This is a genomic window from Streptomyces fulvorobeus, from assembly GCF_013167895.1.
GTDB lineage: Bacteria > Actinomycetota > Actinomycetes > Streptomycetales > Streptomycetaceae > Streptomyces > Streptomyces fulvorobeus.
Map to the genome: position 1 here is coordinate 2938347 of NZ_BLWC01000001.1, position 21123 is coordinate 2959469.

21 protein-coding genes and 2 pseudogenes are annotated in these 21123 nt (G+C 70.9%); 7 read left to right on the forward strand and 16 right to left on the reverse strand.

Going from position 1 to position 21123, the window contains the following annotated elements; translation table 11 throughout:
* Positions 1-3: 3 nt before the first annotated feature.
* Positions 4-411, reverse strand: a complete 408-nt coding sequence (locus Sfulv_RS13195; protein WP_173313872.1) for a YciI family protein — start codon at positions 409-411, stop codon at positions 4-6.
* A gap of 144 nt (positions 412-555) precedes the next feature.
* Here Sfulv_RS13195 and Sfulv_RS13200 point away from each other — a divergent pair, with 144 nt between their 5' ends.
* The gene (locus tag Sfulv_RS13200; protein WP_173313873.1) at positions 556-1359 is read left to right on the forward strand and encodes an SURF1 family protein; all 804 of its coding nucleotides are present in this window, start codon (positions 556-558) and stop codon (positions 1357-1359) included.
* A 52-nt stretch (positions 1360-1411) separates the two neighbouring features.
* On the opposite strand, the gene Sfulv_RS13205 is transcribed toward Sfulv_RS13200, so the two are convergent.
* The 8 genes and pseudogenes from Sfulv_RS13205 to Sfulv_RS13240 all read right to left on the reverse strand — a co-directional run bounded on the left by Sfulv_RS13205 (position 1412) and on the right by Sfulv_RS13240 (position 9438).
* Positions 1412-2722: a hypothetical protein gene (locus Sfulv_RS13205; protein WP_371874663.1), complete on the reverse strand. Its 1311-nt coding sequence runs from the start codon at positions 2720-2722 to the stop codon at positions 1412-1414.
* 128 nt (positions 2723-2850) lie between these two features.
* Positions 2851-3425: pseudogene (locus tag Sfulv_RS13210) on the reverse strand (SigE family RNA polymerase sigma factor).
* A gap of 356 nt (positions 3426-3781) precedes the next feature.
* Complete coding sequence (locus Sfulv_RS13215; protein WP_173313875.1) at positions 3782-4846, reverse strand: aspartate-semialdehyde dehydrogenase; 1065 nt, start codon at positions 4844-4846, stop codon at positions 3782-3784.
* On the reverse strand, positions 4843-6114 hold the full coding sequence (locus Sfulv_RS13220; protein ID WP_173313876.1) for an aspartate kinase: 1272 nt from the start codon (positions 6112-6114) through the stop codon (positions 4843-4845). Before Sfulv_RS13220 ends, Sfulv_RS13215 begins: the two co-directional genes overlap by 4 nt.
* 217 nt (positions 6115-6331) lie before the next feature.
* Positions 6332-7312, reverse strand: a complete 981-nt coding sequence (locus tag Sfulv_RS13225) for a hypothetical protein (protein ID WP_246353104.1) — start codon at positions 7310-7312, stop codon at positions 6332-6334.
* Positions 7313-7650: 338 nt separating this feature from the next.
* Positions 7651-8310 carry a DUF5063 domain-containing protein gene (locus tag Sfulv_RS13230; RefSeq protein ID WP_173313877.1) on the reverse strand — a complete coding sequence of 220 codons (660 nt, stop codon included), beginning with the start codon at positions 8308-8310 and terminating at the stop codon, positions 7651-7653.
* Between the two features lie 65 nt (positions 8311-8375).
* A complete protein-coding gene (recR, locus tag Sfulv_RS13235) occupies positions 8376-8975 on the reverse strand; it encodes a recombination mediator RecR (protein ID WP_173313878.1) in 600 nt (199 codons plus the stop codon).
* A gap of 127 nt (positions 8976-9102) precedes the next feature.
* Positions 9103-9438, reverse strand: coding sequence for a YbaB/EbfC family nucleoid-associated protein (locus Sfulv_RS13240; protein WP_173313879.1), 336 nt, complete (start codon positions 9436-9438; stop codon positions 9103-9105).
* Positions 9439-9750: 312 nt separating this feature from the next.
* Here Sfulv_RS13240 and Sfulv_RS13245 point away from each other — a divergent pair, with 312 nt between their 5' ends.
* Positions 9751-10533 carry an SLATT domain-containing protein gene (locus Sfulv_RS13245; protein ID WP_173313880.1) on the forward strand — a complete coding sequence of 261 codons (783 nt, stop codon included), beginning with the start codon at positions 9751-9753 and terminating at the stop codon, positions 10531-10533.
* 47 nt (positions 10534-10580) lie between these two features.
* Here the strand turns inward: Sfulv_RS13245 and Sfulv_RS13250 are convergent, their stop codons facing one another.
* The 3 genes from Sfulv_RS13250 to Sfulv_RS13260 form a co-directional block, all read right to left on the reverse strand.
* Entirely contained in the window at positions 10581-11231 is a 651-nt protein-coding gene (locus Sfulv_RS13250) for a putative DNA-mimic protein (RefSeq protein WP_173313881.1), read from the reverse strand.
* An 81-nt stretch (positions 11232-11312) separates the two neighbouring features.
* A complete protein-coding gene (locus Sfulv_RS13255) occupies positions 11313-12050 on the reverse strand; it encodes a GntR family transcriptional regulator (protein WP_173313882.1) in 738 nt (245 codons plus the stop codon).
* Between the two features lie 127 nt (positions 12051-12177).
* Complete coding sequence (locus Sfulv_RS13260; protein WP_173313883.1) at positions 12178-13542, reverse strand: aspartate aminotransferase family protein; 1365 nt, start codon at positions 13540-13542, stop codon at positions 12178-12180.
* Positions 13543-13719: 177 nt separating this feature from the next.
* Between Sfulv_RS13260 and Sfulv_RS13265 the strand changes: the two genes are divergently transcribed.
* Both Sfulv_RS13265 and Sfulv_RS13270 read left to right on the forward strand, forming a co-directional pair.
* On the forward strand, positions 13720-14313 hold the full coding sequence (locus tag Sfulv_RS13265) for a type 1 glutamine amidotransferase family protein (RefSeq protein ID WP_173313884.1): 594 nt from the start codon (positions 13720-13722) through the stop codon (positions 14311-14313).
* Positions 14310-14798 carry a MarR family winged helix-turn-helix transcriptional regulator gene (locus tag Sfulv_RS13270; RefSeq protein ID WP_173313885.1) on the forward strand — a complete coding sequence of 163 codons (489 nt, stop codon included), beginning with the start codon at positions 14310-14312 and terminating at the stop codon, positions 14796-14798. Before Sfulv_RS13265 ends, Sfulv_RS13270 begins: the two co-directional genes overlap by 4 nt.
* A 24-nt stretch (positions 14799-14822) precedes the next feature.
* Here the strand turns inward: Sfulv_RS13270 and Sfulv_RS13275 are convergent, their stop codons facing one another.
* The gene (locus Sfulv_RS13275) at positions 14823-15230 is read right to left on the reverse strand and encodes a hypothetical protein (RefSeq protein ID WP_173313886.1); all 408 of its coding nucleotides are present in this window, start codon (positions 15228-15230) and stop codon (positions 14823-14825) included.
* Between the two features lie 154 nt (positions 15231-15384).
* On the opposite strand from Sfulv_RS13275, the gene Sfulv_RS13280 reads away from it, so the two are divergent.
* Complete coding sequence (locus Sfulv_RS13280; protein WP_173313887.1) at positions 15385-16221, forward strand: helix-turn-helix domain-containing protein; 837 nt, start codon at positions 15385-15387, stop codon at positions 16219-16221.
* A complete protein-coding gene (locus tag Sfulv_RS13285; RefSeq protein ID WP_173313888.1) occupies positions 16218-16454 on the forward strand; it encodes a DUF397 domain-containing protein in 237 nt (78 codons plus the stop codon). The genes Sfulv_RS13280 and Sfulv_RS13285 overlap by 4 nt, the downstream gene beginning before the upstream one ends.
* Before the next feature lie 75 nt (positions 16455-16529).
* On the opposite strand, the gene Sfulv_RS13290 is transcribed toward Sfulv_RS13285, so the two are convergent.
* The 3 genes from Sfulv_RS13290 to Sfulv_RS13295 form a co-directional block, all read right to left on the reverse strand.
* Entirely contained in the window at positions 16530-17801 is a 1272-nt protein-coding gene (locus Sfulv_RS13290; RefSeq protein WP_256668904.1) for a helix-turn-helix domain-containing protein, read from the reverse strand.
* Entirely contained in the window at positions 17795-18022 is a 228-nt protein-coding gene (locus tag Sfulv_RS31720; RefSeq protein ID WP_256668907.1) for a hypothetical protein, read from the reverse strand. Before Sfulv_RS31720 ends, Sfulv_RS13290 begins: the two co-directional genes overlap by 7 nt.
* A 389-nt stretch (positions 18023-18411) precedes the next feature.
* Positions 18412-19296: a glycoside hydrolase family 19 protein gene (locus tag Sfulv_RS13295; RefSeq protein ID WP_173313889.1), complete on the reverse strand. Its 885-nt coding sequence runs from the start codon at positions 19294-19296 to the stop codon at positions 18412-18414.
* Between the two features lie 291 nt (positions 19297-19587).
* Here Sfulv_RS13295 and Sfulv_RS13300 point away from each other — a divergent pair.
* Positions 19588-21113 (forward strand): annotated as a pseudogene (locus Sfulv_RS13300) (substrate-binding domain-containing protein).
* Positions 21114-21123: the final 10 nt, after the last annotated feature.

Sequence of the window (21123 nt, forward strand, 5' to 3'; positions counted from 1 at the left end):
AGGTCACTCCGTGATGGTGGGAGGCGCGGTCAGGAGCGGGCGAAGTTCGAGCCACTCGTGGATCGGCTTCCCGCCCGCCCCGGGAGCGGCCGAGAGTTCCCCGGCCAGCTCGACGGCACGCTCGTAGCTGTCGACGTCGATCATCATCCACCCGGCGATGAGGTCCTTCGTCTCGGCGAACGGGCCGTCCGTGACGGGCGGGCGCCCCTCGCCGTCGTACCGGACGAAGGTCCCCTCGGGGGCGAGCGCCTGACCGTCGACGAACTCGCCGCTCCCTTCCAGGCGGTCCGCGAAGTCCTGCATGTACCGCATGTGGGCCGAGATCTCCTCGGGTGTCCACCGGTCCATGGGGACGTCGTTGGCGGCGGCCGGGGCTCCGCGGTAGTGCTTGAGCAGCAGGTACTTGGCCATGGTGGTTCTCCTCGGTGCTCTGGTGCGGCCCATTGTGGCCGCTTGCACTACGAGGACGGAGCCGGAAACGGTTTCTCGACATCCCCGGCGTGGCCGAGGGCCCCCAGATCCGGAAGCCCGGAGCGGGGACCGTACCGTGGAGGGGTGTACCGGTTCCTGCTGACCCCGCGATGGTGGGGGATTCACCTCTTCGTCGCGCTGGCCATCCCGTTCTGCGTCTTCATGGGCACCTGGCAGCTCGGCCGCTTCGAGGACCGCGTGCAGTCGCACGAGGAGGCCGGGAAGCGGCCCGATCCCGGCACGCGGGCCGCCAGGCCCCTGGACTCCCTGCTGCCGGTCGACCAGGTGACGTCCGGCAGTCCCGCGACCGCCACCGGGACGTACGCCGAGCAGTTCCTCGTCCCCGGCCGCGAGCTGGACGACCGCGACGGCTTCTACGTCCTCAACCTGCTCCGTACGGACAGCGGCAAGGCCCTGCCCGTCGTACGCGGCTGGCTGCCGGGCGACGCGGGCGCCACCGACGTGCCCGCCGCACCGGCCGGCGAGGTCACGGTGACCGGGGATCTCCAGGCGTCCGAGAACGCGGGCACCGAGGGCGCCCACTCCAGGGGCGGGCTGCCCGAGGGCCAGCTCGGCATCATCAGCGCCGCGACGCTGGTCAACCTGGTGCCCTACGACGTGTACGACGCCTGGATCACGCTCCAGAAGCCCGAGGCGGGCGGTGCGGGCGCGGCAGGCGGCGCGAAGGACGCGAGCGCGCTGAAGCCGGTGCCCGCCGAGGCGCCGCAGAACAGCGGGCTCGACCTCAAGGCGTTCCAGAACCTCGGCTACACCGGCGAGTGGTTCGTCTTCGGCGGCTTCGTGCTCTTCATGTGGTTCCGGCTGATGAGGCGCGAGGCCGAGGCCGCGCGCGACGTGGAGCTGGGACTCGCGGCCGACGCCGACTGAACCGGCGCCGCCACGACCCCGTCATGGTGCGGCACCGGCACTGCGAGCCCCGTCACTGCGAGGCCGGGAGCACTCCCGTGCGGTAGACCGTGCCCGCGCAGGCGTTGGTGATCGTCGTCTGAGCCGAGGGTGAGCCCGCTTCCGGGGTGTGCGTCACCGCGATGCCGCCGTCCATGGTGCCGCCGTCCTCACCGCCGAACTGGGTCCCCGTGCCCTCCGAGGCCGTACCGTCGCCCGTGGAACCAGCGGCGCCGTCGTCCGTGGGCGTGGGGGTGGGCGTGGGCTCTGTCACCGGACAGGTGTCCGACGGCACCCAGGCGAACCGCACCTCGTACGCCATGGCCGGCTTCAGCGTCACCGTGCCCGGCTCCGTCGCGGGATCGGGCAGTCCGGCCGCCGGGTCGCCCGCCGCGTGCTTGACGACCTGCACCCTGAGCGGGTCGGCCGCGCCCGTCGTCTGCACGCCCACCGAACCGTCGCCGCTCACCGAGCACTCGGTGGCAGAGACGTTGGAGATCCGGAAGGTGCCGTACACCACGCCGTCCGCGCCCGGGGCGCCCGACTCGGCCGAGACGACACCCAGCTGGCCGGGGCCGCAGCCGGGGACGGCCGCCGCTTCGGAGCGCGGTGCGTCGACGACGCCGCCGCCGCCGGCCTCGGGGCCGGGGACCGTGGCGCCGTCCTCGGAGGGGGAGGCGGAGACATCCGGTTCGCCCTCGCCGCTGTCGGTCACCTCGTCGGCGGGTCCGGACTCCTTGCCGCCGTCGGGCTTCTCGTCCGGTTCCTCACCGCTGCCGCCCTGGGCCTGCTCGCCGTGACCGGCGATGGCGGAGTTGACGCCGGTGTCCCCGTCCGAGCGCGCGACGTGAACGAAGGCGGGGACCGCGGTGCCGATCAGCAGGGCCGCGGCGGCGAAGCCGACGACCGCCTGCCGCCGCCGCGCGCGCCGGGCGGGCACGGCGCGGTGGAGGTGGTCGAGGGTGCCGCTGGAGGGGGCGAGGTCCTGTACGGCTCCACGGAGCATGCGCCGCAGGGCGAGCTCGTCGAGGCCGGCTTCCGCCTCGGGGACGGCTTCCGCGCCGGCCGCCGGGACGCGGCCGAAGAGGCCGGTCAGCACCCGCGTACCGGCCGGGTCGTCCTCACCGTCGCCTGCGCCTGCGCCTTCACCGTCGTCCCGGCCGTCGACGGGCGGCACGGCGTCACCTTCGCCGTCGACGGCCGCTGTGTCACGGGCCTGCACACCGTGCGGCTCCGGTTGCGGCTGCGGCTGCGGGGCGACGTCCCGTTCGAGCTCCGGTGCCGGTCGGACCTCGGGCTCACGTCCCGGTTCAACTTCCGGTTCAACTTCCGGTTCGAGTTCCACTTCCTGGGTCGGCTCCTGGTCCGGAACCTGACCCTGAGCCTCCGAGGAGGCGTTCGGTGCGTTCTCCGACCCGTGGTTCACAATTCCGTTTCCAGTTCGGTCGCTCTCATGCCTGGGTTCTGGGCCACTCATACCTGCGCCTCCATCACGACGCGCAGCGCCGCGATGCCTCGGGAACCGTACGCCTTGACCGAGCCGAGTGATATCCCGAGGGTCTCCGCGACCTGAGCCTCCGTCATATCGGCGAAATAGCGCAGTACCAGCACCTCACGCTGTCGCCGTTGCAGGCCCTTCATCGCCTTGATCAGCGCGTCCCGCTCCAGTTGGTCGTACGCCCCTCCTCCGCGCTCGCCATGTCCGGCATGGGCTTGGAGAGCAGCTTGAGGCCGAGAATGCGCCGACGCAGCGCGGAACGCGAGAGGTTGACCACCGTCTGGCGGAGGTAGGCGAGTGTCTTCTCCGGGTCACGTACCCGGTTGCGCGCCGAGTGCACGCGGATGAACGCCTCCTGCACCACGTCCTCGCACGACGCGGTGTCGTCCAGCAGCAGGGCCGCCAGGCCCAGCAGTGAACGGTAGTGGGCGCTGTACGTCTCCGTGAGGTGATCGACCGTGGTCCCCGCCGCCACCGTCTCCTCAGCGCCCCCGCGCTGCGAAGGCAGCCGGGTGGAACGCGCTGCGGGCATGGGCGCGATCACCGGCATGCCGCCGGCTGCGCGGGGCTTCCGGAGCGGACGCAACGAAGCGCCTCGCAACGGGCCCACCACTGTGATGTCGAGAACCTCTGCCACGCCTGTTGGACACGCTTCCCCCGTCAGGGTTGTACGCGTGCGCCACCGCGTTCGGCGCTGTGCGACATGCCCTCATACATACCTGCTCTTCCCCGAATGCCCCAAAAATGTGCCCCGCCACAGAAGGGTGACGACAGAGACGCAGTCGTCCGACCCGCGGTTGCAGAAAGCCAGGAGATCATCGTCGGATACGGCAATGTCCCAGCTCAAGAGGTTCAGACCTGCTAGTTGCTCACAGGGAACGCACAGATCCCACAAAACCGGCTTGTTCAGGTACGGGGAAATTCGGCGGCCACGGACTCGGCGATCTGCGCGATATTCAGCGCTGCCCCTTTTCTGAGGTTATCGCCGCAGATGAACATTTCGAGCGCTCTCGGATCGTCCATCGACTGCCGTACCCGGCCGACCCAGGTGGGATCGGTGCCGACCACATCCGACGGGGTGGGGAAGTCACCGGCCGCCGGACTGTCGAAGAGCACCACCCCGGGGGCGGTCGCCAGGATCTCGTGGGCCCGGTGCACGGGGACCTCGTTCTCGAAGCGTGCGTGGACGGACATCGAGTGCGTCGCGACCACGGGCACGTACACGCAGGTGGCGGTGGCCCGGAGGTTCGGCAGGCTCAGGATCTTCCGGCACTCCTGGCGGATCGCGATCTCCTCGGAGGACCAGCCGTGCCCGGCATCGGTCCCCGCCCACGGCACGACGTTCAGCGCCACCGGGGCGGCGAACGGGCTCGCGCCACCGTCGCCCAGAGCGCGCCGTACGTCTCCGGGGTGGGTGCCCAGTTCCGTACCGGCGACGAGGGACAGCTCCTCGCGGAGCGCGGCGACGCCTTCTCGGCCCGCGCCGCTCACCGCCTGGTAGGAGGAGACGATCAGTTCCCGGAGGCCGAACTCGGCGTGCAGCGCGCCGACCGCGACGATCAGTGACAGCGTCGTGCAGTGCGGGGACGCGACGATGCCGCGCGGCCGGAGCCGGGCGGCATGGGAGTTGATCTCGGGGACGACCAGCGGCACGTCGTCGTCCATCCGGAAGGCGGCGGAGTCGTCGATGACCACCGCGCCCTTGGCCACGGCGACCGGCGCCCACCGGGCGGACACGTCGTCCGGGACCAGGAAGAGGGCCACGTCGACCCCGTCGAACACGTCCTCGTGGAGCGCGAGGACCTCTGTCTCCGCACCGCGGACGACCAGCTTCCGGCCGGCCGACCGCGGCGAGGAGATCAGCTTCACCTCGCCCCAGACATCCGCGTGCTGCGAAAGGATCTGGAGCATGACGCCGCCGATCACCCCGGTCGCACCGACGACCGCGAGCGAAGGGCGGCTGTGCGTCATCGTCCGGTGCCCCCGTAGACCACGGCCTCGTCGGAGTCGCTGTCGAGTCCGAAGGCGGTGTGCACGGCGCGGACGGCCTCGATGACGTCGTCGGCACGGGTGACCACCGAGATGCGGATCTCGGAGGTCGAGATGAGCTCGATGTTCACGCCCGCGTCCGACAGCGCCTCGAAGAAGCCCGCGGTGACGCCGGGGTTCGTCTTCATACCCGCGCCGACCAGGGAGATCTTGGCGATCTGGTCGTCGTAACGCAGCGAGTCGAAGCCGATCGCACCCTTCTGCCGCTCCAGGGCGTCGATGGCCTTGCGGCCCTCGGACTTCGGAAGGGTGAAGGAGATGTCCGTCAGACCCGTCGAGGCGGCGGAGACGTTCTGGACCACCATGTCGATGTTGACTTCCGCGTTCGCGATGGTGCGGAAGATCGCGGCGGCCTCGCCCGGCTTGTCGGGCACGCCGACGACCGTGACCTTGGCCTCCGAGATGTCGTGGGCGACTCCGGAGATGATCGCGTGCTCCACCTGCTGGTCCCCTTGCGGCTCGTTGCTGACCCAGGTGCCGCGCAGTCCGGAGAAGGACGAGCGGACGTGGATCGGGATGTTGTAACGGCGTGCGTACTCCACACAGCGGTGGAGCAGCACCTTGGAACCGGACGCGGCCAGCTCCAGCATGTCCTCGGAGGAGATCCAGTCGATCTTCCGGGCCTTCTTCACGACCCGGGGGTCGGCGGTGAAGACACCGTCCACGTCGGTGTAGATCTCACAGACCTCGGCGTCCAGCGCCGCCGCGAGTGCGACGGCGGTGGTGTCGGACCCGCCCCGGCCGAGGGTGGTGATGTCCTTCTTGTCCTGGGACACACCCTGGAACCCGGCGACGATCGCGATGTTGCCCTCGTCGAGCGCGGTACGAATCCGGCCCGGCGTGACGTCGATGATCCGCGCTTTGTTGTGAACCGAGTCGGTGATGACGCCGGCCTGGCTGCCCGTGAACGACTGGGCCTCGTGGCCCAGGTTCTTGATCGCCATGGCCAGCAGCGCCATGGAGATCCGCTCTCCCGCGGTCAGCAGCATGTCGAACTCCCGCCCGGCAGGGATCGGGGAGACCTGCTCGGCGAGATCGATCAACTCGTCCGTCGTGTCGCCCATCGCTGACACCACGACAACCACCTGGTTGCCGTTCTTCTTGGCATCGACGACTCGCTTGGCGACGCGCTTGATGCCCTCGGCATCGGCTACGGAGGAGCCTCCGTACTTCTGCACGACAAGGCCCACGTGCGCTCCTCGCTCAGTTCAATGGTGCGGTCGGCTCAGTTTAACGAGCAGCCCGGGTTCGACCCGTCCATACCAGATGGTGAGATGTCCCGCCCACCACATGGTCCGGCGTGCCGTCCCGAACCGCTCGTACGGGGTTGCTGCCCACCGGCACCCGAACCACGCCCTTCTGTGTCCCAGTCCACAACGATGGGTGCGGCGGCCTGGTCGTGGCCTCCTACCGGCGCCTGGGCAGCGGAAGGGTCCCCCGGCCGGCCGCGGCGCGCAGCTCGGCCACCCGGGCGGCGACGTCCGGCCGCTGCCGGGGGCGGGCCAGGAACGTGTCCGGTACGTCGCCCGTCTCCCCGGCCGCCTCGTCGCGGTCGATGTCGGCGCGGCAGTCCACGCAGACGCCGTCGATCAGCGTGGTCGTGGTCTCGTCCTCGTCGCAGAACGCGCACATCATCTCGGCGCCGACGATCTCTTCCTGCTGCACGTTCCCGGCGGGCTGCGGGGCGGGGGGCATCTTGTTCTCCAGTCGGGTACGGAGGAAGGCTCCGGCGGAGTGCACGGAGGCCGGCAACCCCGCCACCAGGGCATGGGTGACCTGTTCGCGGCCGGCGCCGCGCGCCATCCACTCGTCGACCAGGTGTTCCAGCACCACGCACTCGCCGTCCGAGAGCTGGAGCCTGGGCTCCTTGCGGCCGAGTCCCGCCAGGACGTCGTACGCCTCCGAGCGCGCGGGCGGCTCGCCCACCGTGTCGGCCTGCGGGCCGGCCTGCGGCGCCTCCGGCACGGCGGCCGGCTGGCCGGTGACGTCCACGCCCCGGATGAAGCGCACGAACTCCGCCCACCAGGCCGCGTCGCGGGCCGTCCGGGAGAAGTACGTACGCGTCACCCAGCGCTTTCCGCCGCCGTCGACGGTGAGGTGCACCTTGATGCGGCGCAGGTGCCCGGCCCGGGTCAGCCGGTCCAGGGCGCTGCGGCACGCCTGCTGCCCGTAGTCGGACAGCTCCTCGGCGAGCGGCTTGTAGCCGATGGCGGAGCCTTCGGGGAGCCGGTCGATATATCCGGCGATCGCCGCTTCCCTGGCGGGCAGATGGGCGAAGTCGGCCGCGCCGCGCGGGGCCTCGCCGGGCGCGTGGCGTTTGCCGTAACCGGCTTTGGCCATCGGGTGGGACGGTGCGCGCAGGGCGGCACTAATGTGGGCCGTAGCCATCGGATCGACCTCTGTCTCGATCTCGTTCGGCAAGACCCCGGTTGGTGTTGGCGCACCGCCGGGGTCGTCCGTTTTTCGGATTGTGGGTTGCTCAACGCGAACCTAGAGCGTGCACACGCTCCGACGCAAGCCGGTCACCGAAAGTCACTTCGTGTGCGGTCCGCACGCGTCCGCAGGGCACGTGGGTGGGTGGGTGGGTGGGATTGAACCCGACCACCCATTCCTACAGAAAGAGCTCGGGGCTCGGGCTTGAGCCCCGGGGCGACCTGCGACGACATACCTCCGGCGTGGCCCGTGGTGCTCATGGGCCACGCCGGAGTGTCCGTACGGATGTGCGGTTACTTCACCGGGCCGAGGCCCAGCGGACCCGCGATCTCCTGGAACATCACGCGGCCCGCCTCCTCCGCCAGGTCGGCGTCGCCCGGGTCCTGGTCCGTGTCCAGGCCGTCGAGCTCCGCAAGGGGCTGGTTCAGGCGGATGTGGGCGACCAGGGACTGGAGGGCCCGCAGGGTCGCGGAGGCCGTGGAGCCCCAGTTGGAGAAGTACGAGAACTGCCACCACCACAGCGCCTCGGCCGTGCGGTCCGCCTCGTAGTGGGCCAGGCCGTGGCCGAGGTCGGTGACCAGGTCGGCCAGGCCGTCGGAGATGCGGTGCGGGAGCGGCGCCTTGCGGGGCTCGTACGGGTCGAAGACCTCGGAGTAGACGTCGATCGGTTCGAGGAGGGCCGCGAACCGTTCGCGCAGGCCGTCCGCGTCCGGCTCGGGGCCGAGGTCCGGCTCGTAGCGCTCGTCGGGCAGGACGTCCTCGTACGCACCGAGTCTTCCTCCCGCGAGCAGGAGTTGCGAGACCTGGAGCAGCAGTACGGGGACGGCCTCCTCCGGCTCCTCGACCTTGGACACCTCGGTGACCGCGACGATGAACGTCTTGATCTGGTCAGCGATCTGGACGGCGAAGTCGTCCGGGTCCTGCGTGACGGAGTTCAGCGTGGCGTCAGACATCGAGGGGACCTCCCGTAGGCGCGGTCTCGGACGGTGAGTGGGGCCGGAGAAGTACGGCGCGGGCGTCAGACATCCAGGAGCCGCCTGCCTTCGAACGCGCGGCCCAGGGTGACCTCGTCGGCGTACTCCAGGTCACCGCCCACGGGCAGGCCGCTGGCCAGCCTGGTCACCCGGAGACCCATGGGCTTGATCATCCGCGCCAGGTACGTCGCGGTGGCCTCGCCCTCCAGGTTGGGGTCGGTCGCCAGGATCAGCTCCGTGACGGAGCCGTCCGCGAGCCGGGTCAGCAGCTCACGGATGCGCAGATCGTCGGGACCGACGCCCTCGATCGGGCTGATCGCGCCGCCGAGTACGTGGTAGCGGCCCCTGAACTCGCGGGTCCGCTCGATCGCGACGACGTCCTTCGGCTCCTCGACCACACAGATGACGGTCAGGTCGCGGCGGGTGTCCCGGCAGATGTTGCACTGCTCCTGCTGGGCGACGTTGCCGCACACCGAGCAGAACCGGACCTTGTCCTTGACCTCCAGGAGGGCGTGCGCGAGACGTCGTACATCGGTCGGCTCGGTCTGAAGGATGTGAAAGGCGATCCGCTGCGCGCTCTTGGGACCGACGCCGGGCAGCCTGCCCAGTTCGTCGATGAGGTCCTGAACAACGCCTTCGTACACGGAAAGCCCTTCTTCTGCTGCTGTACTGCTCTGTCCGTACCGTAGTTGGTACGCCTGGGTATCTGTAGGTCCCGGCCGCGTCCCGGTGGCCGGAACCGGCTACGGGGTCGCGGACGGACCGAGCGGATCAGAACGGGAGGCCGGGCATCCCGCCGAGGCCCTGCGCGAGCGGTCCCAGCTTCTCCTGCTGGAGCGTCTGCGCGTTCTCGGTCGCCGCCTGGACCGCGGCCACCACGAGGTCGGCGAGCGTCTCGGTGTCCTCCGGGTCCACCGCGGCGGGATCGATCACCAGGGCGCGGAGTTCTCCGGACCCGGTCACCGTGGCCTTGACGAGACCGCCGCCCGCCTGTCCTTCGACCTCGGTCCCGGCCAGTTCCTCCTGGGCCTCGGCGAGGTCCTGCTGCATCTTCTGGGCCTGCTGGAGCAGCTGCTGCATATTGGGCTGACCACCACCGGGAATCACGGTGCACTCCTGGCATTTCGACGACAGAACTTTCGGTATCCCGAGCCTACGTGCTCGCCGGTCGGCTCGCCCCACTCACCGGGGGCCAACTCTTTCGGGTGAGATTCGGAACGCCGTGCTCACCGTCCTATACCTGATCACGGACCGTGTACACGCGGGAATCCGGGGATTTTGATCCCACGGCCCACCATTCGGCGGTAGGAAGAGATGCGCATCGGTACGCCCACGCGAGTCGGCGGTGACGCACAGTTACCCGGAGCCATTCAGTAGATCCCCCCGTCGTTCCTACGCAGAGTGCAGAGGAGTGCCCCGGTGAGTCAGCCGGAGATGCGGCCCGAAGGGCCGCCCCGCAAGGAGTCCGGCGAGGGAACCGGCGCAGAGACCGGAGCTGAGCCCTCCGGGCATCCCCGGGAGGCTCAGGCCCCCCGGGACCTCACCAGCCGCGCCTTCCCGCTCGGGGACTGGGGCGAACCGGCCGAGCGGCTCGACGAGCTCTACCGCTGGGCCGAACAGGGCGCTCTGAGCACCGCCGACTGGTACCTCCAGGACCGCCTTCGCAAGCGGCGCGCGGCGCGGGCGCTGCGGCTGGGCACGGCGGCGGGGGTGGTCGCCGGGGCGGCGCTGCCGCTGCTCGACCTGACGGGCGCGCTCGACGGGGCGGCGGGGTACGGCTACCTGTCGCTGCTGCTCGGTGCGGCCTGCATGGCCTGCGACCGGTACTTCGGGCTGACGTCGGGGTGGATAAGGGACCTCGCGACGGCACAGGCGGTGCAGCGGCGGCTCCAGGTGCTCCAGTTCGACTGGGCGTCGGAATCCGTACGGGAGGTGCTGGGGCCCGCCGAGGGTACGGCGAGCGAGGCGGCGGAGCGGTGCCTCGGGGTGCTGCGCCGGTTCTCCGAGGACATCACGGAACTGGTGCGCTCGGAGACCGCCGATTGGATGGTGGAGTTCCGGGCCGGGCCCGCGCCGATGGGGATGCAGTCGATGGTGTCGGGCGGCGGGGGCGGGCGGGCCGAGCCGGGCGGCCCGGTGGGGCGGTTCGCGCTGCCCACCGTGGGGCGGCCGAACATGCCCCGGCAGCGGCCCCCGGAGTAGACCCGGGGGGCGGGCCCGGGGGTCGCCTCCGTGAGCGAGCGGCGCGGTCAGCTGAAGATGATCATGGAGCCTTGGGCCAGGCTCCTCGTCGAGGCCGCGTGCAGCCCCAGCCAGACGTGGCGTTCGCGGGCGAACGGGTGGTCGTCGTGGACGATCGGGCCGGCCGGTTCCTCCAGCGTCGTGGGGCCGATGGGCGGCAGCGGGGCGGCCGGCGGGTTGGCCGGGTCGATGCCGATCGCCGGGGCCACGAACTCCAGGTCCCGCAGCAGGCCGTGTGAGGAGCCGAGCGGGCCGCCGCCCTCCAGCAGTTCGTCGTTCGAGAGCGGGCCGGCGAAGTCCACCGGGACGTACGCCCCCGCGTGGTCGTAGTGCCAGACCAGGTGCGACTGCTGCGCGCTCTGCTCGAACATCTCCAACAACTGCTCGTAGTCCCCGCCGAGCTCGTCGACGGGCGTCACGGCGAGGCCGCTCAGCCGGAGCAGGTAGGCGCGGCGAAGGAAGTGCAGCGCGTCGTAGTCGAAGCCGGCGACCGGGGCCACGTCCCCGTTCAGCCCGGGCATGTAGGCGTAGACCGGGACCGGCGGGAGCCCCGCCTCACCCAGCGCCTTGTCGTAGACGGCGATCTCTTCGGCGAAGGGGTTGTCGGGGCTGTGGCACAGCACGTCGACGAGGGGGACCAGCCACAGGTCACAGGCCACGAATTCTCGCTCTCCAACGGTCGTGCGGTGGTCGGGACAGCGTAATGCGGACGGAACGTCGCGCACAGTGCACCTCCCGACCTATTCCGCCGCCCCGGCCGTCCTCGCGCCGTGGCCGGGGTGTACCGGGTTTCCGGCCGCGAGCCGGTCGGCCCACTTCATGCCGTGCTCGTTGTACGCGTCGAGTACCGCGCGTACGGCGGCGGCGTCCGCGGACGCGATGGCCTCGACCAGTTCCTGGTGGCCGTTCCACAGCCAGTCCAGTACGTCGGCCTCCCCGCGCAGGTACGGCACGGCGAACACCCACGCCTGGACGCGCAGGCGGTGCAGGAAATCGGTGATGTACGTGTTGGCGACGAACGTGCCGAGCTCACGCCAGAAGCGCAGGTCGTAACCGATCAGGATGTCGAGGTCGCCGCAGCGGGCCGCCCGCGCGGCCTCCTCCGCCCGGCGGCGTACGGAGACGAGGGCGTCCCGGTGCGGGACCAGGCAGCCCTGGGCCGGCTGCCGGGCCTCGAAGACCTCGCGGAACACCCCGTCGATGACGAGCGCGCGTGCCTCGACCATCGACCGGTAGTCGGCCACGCTGAACTCGCGCACATGGAAACCGCGGTGCTGGTCCGATTCGAGGAGGCCCTGTGCGGAAAGGTCGAACAGCGCCTCGCGTACCGGGGTCGCGGAGACCCCGTACTGTTCGGCGATCTGCTTGACGGTGAATTCCCGGCCCGGCCGCAGACGCCCGGACAGCACCTCGTCCCGCAGTGCGTCCGCGATCTGCTGCCTCAGCGTGTTGCGGGTCACGCCTCCGCTCGCCCCCATGGCGCCCCCTCCCCTTTTCGGTTCCGGTCACCATAAGCCAGGCACGGCTGCCCGCTTCCGGGCAGGGAAGCCGAAGGGGAGGGAAGCGGAGGAGGGGCGCAGGGGGCGGGAGCGTCGGGTGGGGCTTCTACACGGTGTACTCGTCCGCGACCGAGAGCGCCGCGTCCAGAGCCGCCAGTCCCTCCTTCGCCTCCGCCTCGGTGACGTTGCAGGCGGGTACGGCGTGGGTGCGGTTCATGTTGATGAAGGGCCACAGGCCGTTCTTCTTCGCCGCCGCGCCGAAGGCCGCCATCGGGGCGTTGTCCGCGCCCGCAGCGTTGTACGGGACCAGCGGTTCACGGGTCTCCCTGTCACGGACCAGCTCCACCGCCCAGAACGCGCCGAGGCCGCGGACCTCGCCGACCGAGGGGTGGCGCCCGGCCAGCTCCCGCAGGCCGGGGCCGAGGACGTGCTCGCCGATGTGGGCGGCGTTCTCGACGACCTTCTCGTCCTCCATCACCTTGATGGTGGCGACGGCCGCAGCGCAGGCCAGCGGGTGGCCCGAGTAGGTGAGTCCGCCCGGGAAGGGACGGGTCTCGAAGGTCGCGGCGATCTCCGCGTTGATCGCGACCCCGCCGAGGGGCACGTAACCGGAGTTGACGCCCTTCGCGAAGGTCATCAGGTCGGGGGTGATGTCGTAGTGGTCCGCGGCGAACCACTTGCCCGTACGGCCGAAACCGGCCATGACCTCGTCGAGGACGAACACGATCCCGTACCGGTCGCAGAGCGCGCGGACGCCCGCGAGGTAGCCGGGCGGCGGCGTCATGATGCCCGCCGTTCCGGGGATCGTCTCCAGGATGATCGCCGCGATGGTGGACGGGCCCTCGAAGGCAAGGGTGTCCTCAAGGTGCTGGAGGGCCCGCGCGCACTCCTCGGCCTCGGTCCCGGCGTGGAACGGCGAGCGGTAGAGGAACGGCGCCCAGAAGCGGACGACGCCCGCCGAACCGTTGTCGGACGGCCAGCGCCGGGGGTCACCGGTGAGGTTGATCGCGGTGGAGGTGCCGCCGTGGTACGAGCGGTAGGTGGAGAGCACCTTCGTACGTCCGGTGTGCAGCCGCGCCATCCGGATGGCGTTCTCGACGGCCTCGGCACCGCCGTTGGTGAAGAAGATCTTGTCCAGGTCGCCCGGGGTGCGCTCGGCGATGAGGCGTGCGGCCTCGGAGCGGGCCTCGATCGCGAAGGCGGGCGCGAAGGTGGCGAGCTTGCCCGCCTGCTCCTGGATCGCGGCGACGACGGCCGGGTGCTGGTAGCCGACGTTGGTGTAGACGAGAGCGCTGGAGAAGTCGAGGTAGCGGTTGCCGTCGTAGTCCCAGAAGTACGCCCCTTCGGCGCCGGCGACGGCGAGCGGGTCGATCAGGCCCTGGGCGGACCAGGAGTGGAACACGTGCGCGCGGTCGGCGGCCTTCACGGCCGCACCGGCTGCGGAGTCGACATACGGGGCATGAGGGGTCATGCCGGTGAGCGTAGGTGCTGGCGGGGGGCGCGCTCCATGGCCACGTTGTATGGAGTGTGGCGCTGGGTTCGGCAGGGTGTCGGGTTGCGGACACGTTGACAGCACACTGTCTTCATGACAGTCTGCTGTCATAGCTGACGCGGTGAAGGTCCCGTGTTCCCCGTCCCGGAGGTCGCCATGACCCGCACGACCGTTCATCTGGCCGTCTACGACACCTTCGCCGACTGGGAGACCGGGTACACCACGGCCCACCTCACCCAGAACGGCTACACCGTCCGGACCGTCGCCGCCACCACCGAACCCGTCACCACCATGGGCGGGCTGCGCGTCCAGCCCGACCTGGCGCTGGACGAGCTGCGGCCCGAGGAGAGCGCGCTGCTCGTCCTGACCGGGGCGGCCCTCTGGGACAGCGGCGACGAGCTGGCCCCCTTCGCCCGCAGAGCCCGCGCGTTCCTGGACGCCGGGGTTCCGGTCGCGGCGATCTGCGGGGCGACCGCCGGGCTCGCCCGCGAGGGGCTGCTCGACGACCGGGCCCACACGAGCGCGGTCTCCTTCTACCTGGCGGCCACGGGGTACGCGGGCGGCGCGCGGTACGTGGACGCCGACGCGGTGACGGACGGCGGCCTGGTCACGGCGGGGCCGACCGAGCCGGTGGCGCTCGCCCGGGAGGTGTTCCGGCTGCTGGGGGTGTACGACGAGAAGAAGCTGGACGCCTGGTACCGCCTGTTCCACGACTCCGACCCGGGCGCCTACGAGGTGCTGGCGGGATGAGCGGCTCCGACGACCGGAGCCGGCTGAGCCGGACCGCACTGGGGGTGTTCCGGCTCAACGGCCAGTTCCTCGCCGTATCGGAGGAACTGGCCCGGCCGGCCGGGCTCACGGCGGCCTGGTGGCAGGTCCTCGGAGCGGTGGTGGGTGAACCGCTGCCGGTGTCCGCGATCGCGCGGGCGATGGGGATCACCCGGCAGAGCGTGCAGCGGATCGCGGACCTGCTGGTGGGCAGGGGCCTCGCGGAGTACGTACCGAACCCGGCCCACCGTCGGGCGAAGCTGCTCCGCCCGACCGGGGACGGGCGGGCGGCGATGTTCCGGATCGGCCCCGGCCACGCGGAGTTCGCGGCGCGGCTCGCGCGGGAGCTGGGGCCGGAGGGGTTCGCGGAGACCGTACGGGTGCTGGAGCGGCTGTCCGACGCGGTGGACGCGGTGGGCGGCGCAGCCGCCGGCAGGGGTGCCGAGGGGCGGCCCGGTCCCGGGTGAACGGCACCTCCCCCCTCTTCCCCCTCACCCCAGCAGCAGGAACGCCGCGTTGAGCAGGATCAGCGTGTGCACGAAGCGCCCCGGACACGTCGGCGGATACCGCCACTCCAGCGGCCACGTGCGCCCGGTCAGCGCCGGTACGGGCACGTAACTGACCGACCCGGTCGTCGCGTTGAGCCGCGTCACCCCCTGGGGCCACGCCCGCCCTGCCGTCGTCCCGGCCGGTACGAGGAAATACACCCCCCGCCGCCCACTCGCCTCGGTGACCACGGGTCCGGGCTCGCCTCCCGTGATCGCCTCCATGAGATCGGCGAGCCGACGCCCGTCGTCCCCGTCGACGCGGACGGCGTCGAATTGCACGCCCGCCTTGCGGAGCTGGAATCCCGAGTCCGGAATCCACTCGATGTTCAGTTCACTGTTCGGCGCATTCACAGGGACATTGTGCGGCCGAACGCCTAGCGTTTCCTCTGACTGGCGAGGGGCGTCGCACACCCGTTGACCTGCGCGAACTCCTCTGCTCCTCAGTTGAGTTCGGCAGTGTCGGGTAGTGACCGGTTGAGTCCGGTTGAGTCGAAAAGGGATCGCGATGGCGCGAGCGGAAAACAAGGAAACGGCGAGTCCGACGGCACAGATGGTGGCCGAAATGGCGCGCGCGATGCGCATCAAACGGCAGTGGACCCAGGAGGAGCTGGGCACCGAGATCGGCTACTCGGCAGCCGCCGTGAGCGCGATGGAGACCAACGCCCAGCCGGCGAGCGACGCGATGCTGGTCGCGCTGCACCGGGTGTTCCACGAGAGCGCGGACTTCTTCGAGACCGCGCGGCGGTACGTACGGATGGAGAAGTATCCGCAGCAGTTCCAGGACTACGCGCTCCTGGAGGAGGCGGCAGTGGGTCTCCAGCTGTACGCCACCAACGTCATCCACGGGTTGTTCCAGACGGAGGCGTACGCACGAGCGCTGATCGGCGGCGGGTATCCCCCGCTGTCCGACCAGCGGGTGGAGGAACTGGTCGAGATGCGGATGGTCCGCAAGGCGATCTTCGACCGCGAACCGGCAGCACTGATCGAGCTGGTCCTTGAGGAGTCCGCCCTCACCCGGGGCATCGGCAGCAAGGAGGTCATGCGCGAACAGATGCGGTACCTCGCGGAGTACGCGCGCCGGCGCAATGTCACCCTGCAAGTGCTGCCCCTGGACGCCGGTTTCGGCGGGGAGTACGCCGCTGGCCACGGCGGGCTGAGCGTGGTGGAGACCTCGGACCACCAGTACCTCATCTACCTGGAGGTACAGGAAGAAAGCTGGACGCTCAGCGACCCGGCAAAGGTAAGCACCTACGCCCAGCGGTGTGCAAAGATCCGGGCACAGGCCATGGGTCCTCGTGAGTCACTGGGCCTCATCGAGCGGTTGGCAGGAGATCGGGTATGAGCAACACCCTGCGCTGGTTCACGTCCAGCTACAGCAACGCCAGCGGCGGCGAGTGCATCGAAGTCGCCTTCGACTGGCACAAGTCCTCGTACAGCAGCTCAAGCGGTGGCGAGTGCATCGAGGTGGCCACCTGCCCCCACGCCGTCCACGTCCGGGACTCCAAGGTCCCTGAAGGCCCCGCCTTCGAGGTCGCCCCGGGCGCCTGGACGACGTTCCTCACCTGGGCGGGCTGAGCGAGCGGGGGCCGGGCACGCGTGCCCGGCCTTCCGCTTCCCTTCGTACCTGCCACTGGCCATGGGAGTGACCCCCTAGGTGGCCAGATCCACGGCCCGGAACGCCAGCCAGAGGTCGTAGCGGGCGCTGGGGGATCTGAGCAGGGAGCGCTGGAGTACCGCTTCGAGCCGGGTGAGCCGTTTACGGGCTCCCGGCACGGAGATGCCCAGCGCCTCCGCCGTAGGGCCGAGGCGGCCCTCGTACGCGAGCCAGGTGCGCAGAGTCGTCTCCGCCGTCCCACCGGCCGGGGTGAGGGCCCCCACCTGACCCGCGGCCCACGCCTGGAGTGCGGGGCCGACCAGCAGTGCGTCGAGGTCCGGCGCGAGGGCCTCGGAGTCCGGGGCGCGGGTCCGGGCGGGGGCCGACCGTACGCGGAGGGCGAGGTCCAGTGCCGCCTGGTCGGCGAGGCGGTCCAGGTCCAGGCCGAGCAGCTCGCCGATCAGCCGCAGCCGGGCGGTCAGCGTGTTGCGGTGGATCTTCAGGTGCTGGGTCGCACCGGACGCGAAGGCCAGCCAGGAGCCGAGGGTCGCCGCCAGTTCCTGGCTACCCGGGTCCTGCGAGCGCCTCGGGCGGTAGGTCAGCAGGGGGCCGAGCAGGGCGTCGGCCCACCGCGCGCCCGCGCCGCCGACGACGAGGGCGGGTTCCGGCGAGAGGCCGAACCGGGAGTGCCTGCCGGGGAGTCCGCGGGCCACGGCGAGCGCGTGGAACGCCTGCCGGTAGCCGGTCGCGGTGTCACCGAGCGGTATCTCCTCGCTGATCCCCACGACGCAGTCGTCCACGAGGGCGGCGACGGCCGGACCGAGGGGGCCGCCCGGCGTCTTGTCCCCCGCGGGCGTCACCAGGATCAGATGGCGTGCGTAGACCGGGCAGCGCACGATCCACGACCGGCCGCCCGAGACGTCCGCGCAGACCCGCGCCACCTCGTCGCGGCTCCCGCCCGAGCACTCGACGACACACACCCGCGCCGGGTCCGGGAGCCTCGGCCGCAGCGCGCCCGCCACCTGGTGCGCGATGGAGAGCTGACCGGTCATCAGCAGGTGCAGGACGGCCTCACGGCCCCGTGACTCCGCGAGCTCGACGCGGCGGCGCTTGCGTTCGACCGTCTCCGACTCCCAGCACAGGGCCAGCGGCATCACCGCGTCGGCCAGCAGGGTGGACAGCCCGGCGGGCAGGGGGCGGGGCGCCAGGACGGCGAGGACGGGAAGGCCGGGGGCGGGCGCACCGGTCGGCGCGTCGAGGGGGAAGAGCAGCCCGGTGTACGCGTCCCTGTCGAAGGAGTACGCGCGCACGCCCCGGCCCTTCAGCACGGCGACGCCCTCCGCCGCCAGCGCGGCGGCTTCCCGGAGCGCGGGCGGGAGTGCTCCCGGCCGGGGGCCGCGGCGGCATGGAGCACCGTGCCATCGGAGTCCAGCAGACCGGCCCAGCCGTCGGCGCGCCGGGCGAGCCGGCGCAGCAGCTCCGCCGTTCCGCCGGTCCGGGCCAGACGGTACATGCGCAGCACGTCCTCGGCCCGCTCCGACGCCTGCACCCGCCCGCTCCGTTCGATCGACTGTTCGATCTACTGCTGAAATCGGAGCGAAGCGTACCCGTCCGGTTGTGCGAACTGTTACCCCGAGCGCCTCACGGAGTGCGAAGTGAAGCTCCCCGTCGCCTGCCAGGCCCCTAGAGTCCGAACGTGTCCGGTCTTCGGGGGAAGCCGGCCACGCGGGGGGACCGGAGCGGGCGCGACGGCAGCGGCCCACGGGGGTGGTCGCTGCCGCCGCGCTCCCCGGAGATCCGGCCCCCGCGGAAACCACGCTCCGGCATCTGCTGATGTCCGTGCAGCCGCCGCCGCAGGCACGGGGCCGGACACCGAAGCGGGGGGTGCCCCCGGCCGTGGCCGGAAGCACCCCCCGTCCGGGTGGGGGGCCTAGGGGGTCAGCAGCTCAGGTTCGAGCCGGGGGTGGTGCCGAGGATCTGGGTGAAGGCCCGGTACTTGTCGATGCGGCTCTGGACCTGCGCGGGGTTGCGGCCGTTGCACTCCAGGCTGCCGTTGATCGAGCGGATCGTCTCGCCGAAGCCGGCGCCGTTGACCATGGCGTTGTGGGGCGTCATGGTGCCGGGGCCGTTCTGCGTGTTCCAGTACCAGAGGCCGGTCTTCCAGGCCACGGAGGCGTCCTGCTGCACCAGGTTCGGGTTGCGGAGCAGGTCGATGCCGAGGGCGTCACCGGCCGCCTTGTAGTTGAAGTTCCAGCTGAGCTGGATGGGGCCACGGCCGTAGTAGGCGGCCTGGCCGGCCGGGCAGCCGTAGGGCTGGCTGCTGTCGCAGTAGTGGGGGTAGTTGGCCGTGTTCTGCTCGACGATGTGCACCAGACCGCCGGTCTCGTGGCTGACGTTGGCGAGGAACGCCGCCGCCTCCTGGCGCTTGACCGTGTCACTGCCGGTGGTGGCGAACGCCGGGTAGGCGCTCAGAGCCGCCTTGAGGCCGCTGTAGGTGTAGAAGGAGTTCCGGCTCGGGAACATCTGGTTGAACTGCGCCTCGCTGACGACGAAGCCCGAGGGGATGGGGTCCGTACCGCCGCCGGTACCGCAGGTGCCGTTGTCGGCCCAGACCTGGGCGACGCCCGGCGTCTCGTTCTGGGTCCACCACTTCGCGGCCCAGTTGCGGCCGTTGTAGGAGGCCGTGCCGCCTCCGGTGTAGACGGACGATGCCTTCCAGGCCGGGGCGCAGGTGGCCGCCGCCGCCGTGGTGGCGGGGAGGATGACGAGCGTCGCGACGACCGCGCTCAGCGCGGTCAGCAGACTCAGGACGCGTCTGATCAAGGTGATCACTCCTTCGGCGCGGCGCCCGGGATACCGTGCGCCGCCATGGGGGTGTCCGTCACTCAAGCGGAGTGGTCTGGACCTGTCAAGGTCTAGACCAAGGTTGGCCGCATGGGCGAACAACGGGCGAACTTCCGCCGACGGAACGCCAACTCGCCTTTCCCCCCACCCGCCCCGCGCTTACGGTGACGCGAATCGATGGCCGCGCCAGGCGCACGACCGTGCGCGCCGGGGAGTGCTCGGGGAAGCGGCTCGGGGAAGTACTCGGTAGCCGGGGGAGCGCGGACAGCCGTGGAATGGTTAAGCGCCGAGAACGTCGTGGCCGTACTCACCGCCGTACTGGGCGTACTGGCCTCCGTAGGGGTGCTCTGGTACGAGCGCCGCGTGCCCTGGCGCAAACGCATCGGCTACCGGGTGCAGATGGACACCCCGATCGGCCGGGACGTCAGCGAGGGCCGGGCCAACGTACGGCTCGGACTCTTCAACGAGATGCCGGAGATGTCCGAGGCCACCCTCGTCCTGCTGCGCGTGGAGAACGACGGCTCGCAGTCCATAGCCGACAGCGACTACACCGGCCGCGAACTGCACGGACTGACCGTCGAGTTCACCGGCAGGACCGTGCGCGGCATCGCGGTCACCCAGTCACCGGGCGCCGACCACCTGATGGAGCACTTCACCCCTGCGGGCGGGCTGCGCGACAGCGGGTCCCTCATCCGGCTGCCCCGGGTCCCGCTCAACCGCAACGAGCACTTCAAGCTGCTCGTCGTGCTCACCGGGGGGCAGGTGGGCAGCCCCGTCACGATCACCGGCGGCATCCGGGACGGCGCGGTGGCCCGAACAAGGCTGTCCGCCCCGACGAGAAACCGCCCCTGTTCGGCCGGGCCGCCCGGCTGATCACCGTGGCCCTGACCGCCTGCGTGGTCACGCTCTCCTCGATCATCCTCGTACGCGACGACAGCCCGCCCCCGATCGGCTGCGCGCAGGGCACGCTGACGGTGACCGGTTCCACCGCGTTCGCCCCGGTCGTACGCGAACTGGCCGACAAGTACGAGAAGGAGTGCGAGGGCTCCGCCGTCGACGTGGACGCGCGCGGCTCCAACGCCGGCATACGGCAACTCGCCGACCAGGGCGAACAGGCCACGTCCGGCTCCCCCGCCCTCCTCGCCCTCTCGGACGGGCCGAAACCGGACGGCTACCCCCAGCTGCGCGAGACCCGCGTCGCCGTCTCGCTCTTCTCCCTCGTCGTCAACGACCGGGTGCCGGTGCGCGACCTCTCCTCGGCGGACATCCGCAGGATCTACCGGGGCGAGATCCGCAACTGGAAGGCGCTCGGCGGCCCCGACCTGAAGGTCCTGCTCGTCAGCAGGGACGCCAACTCCGGTACCCGCGAGGTCTTCCAGCGACGGGTACTCGGACGCAACGAGCCCGCCCAGTCCTCCCGCGACTGCGCCACCATGGACGACCCGGAGGCCGCGGTCACCCGCTGCGAACTCGACAGCACCGAACAGGTGCTGTCCACCGTGGCCCGGCTCCCCGGAGCCATCGGCTACAGCGAACTGCGCGCCGGCACCGAACTGAAGGGGCTGCGCCAGCTCGCGATCGACGGCAGCACCCCGTCCGTCGACACGATCGGCAGCAGCACCTATCCGTACCGCGAGATCGAGTACGCCTACAGCTACGGCCAGCCGCCCGCCGACTCGCTGGCCTCCAGCTTCCTGGGCTATCTGACCCGAGGCAGCGGCCAGGACGTCGTCAGGACCCACGGCCACCTGCCGTGCGCCACCCCGGAGGGCCTGCGGATCTGCGGGGAGGAGTGAGGCGTCACGG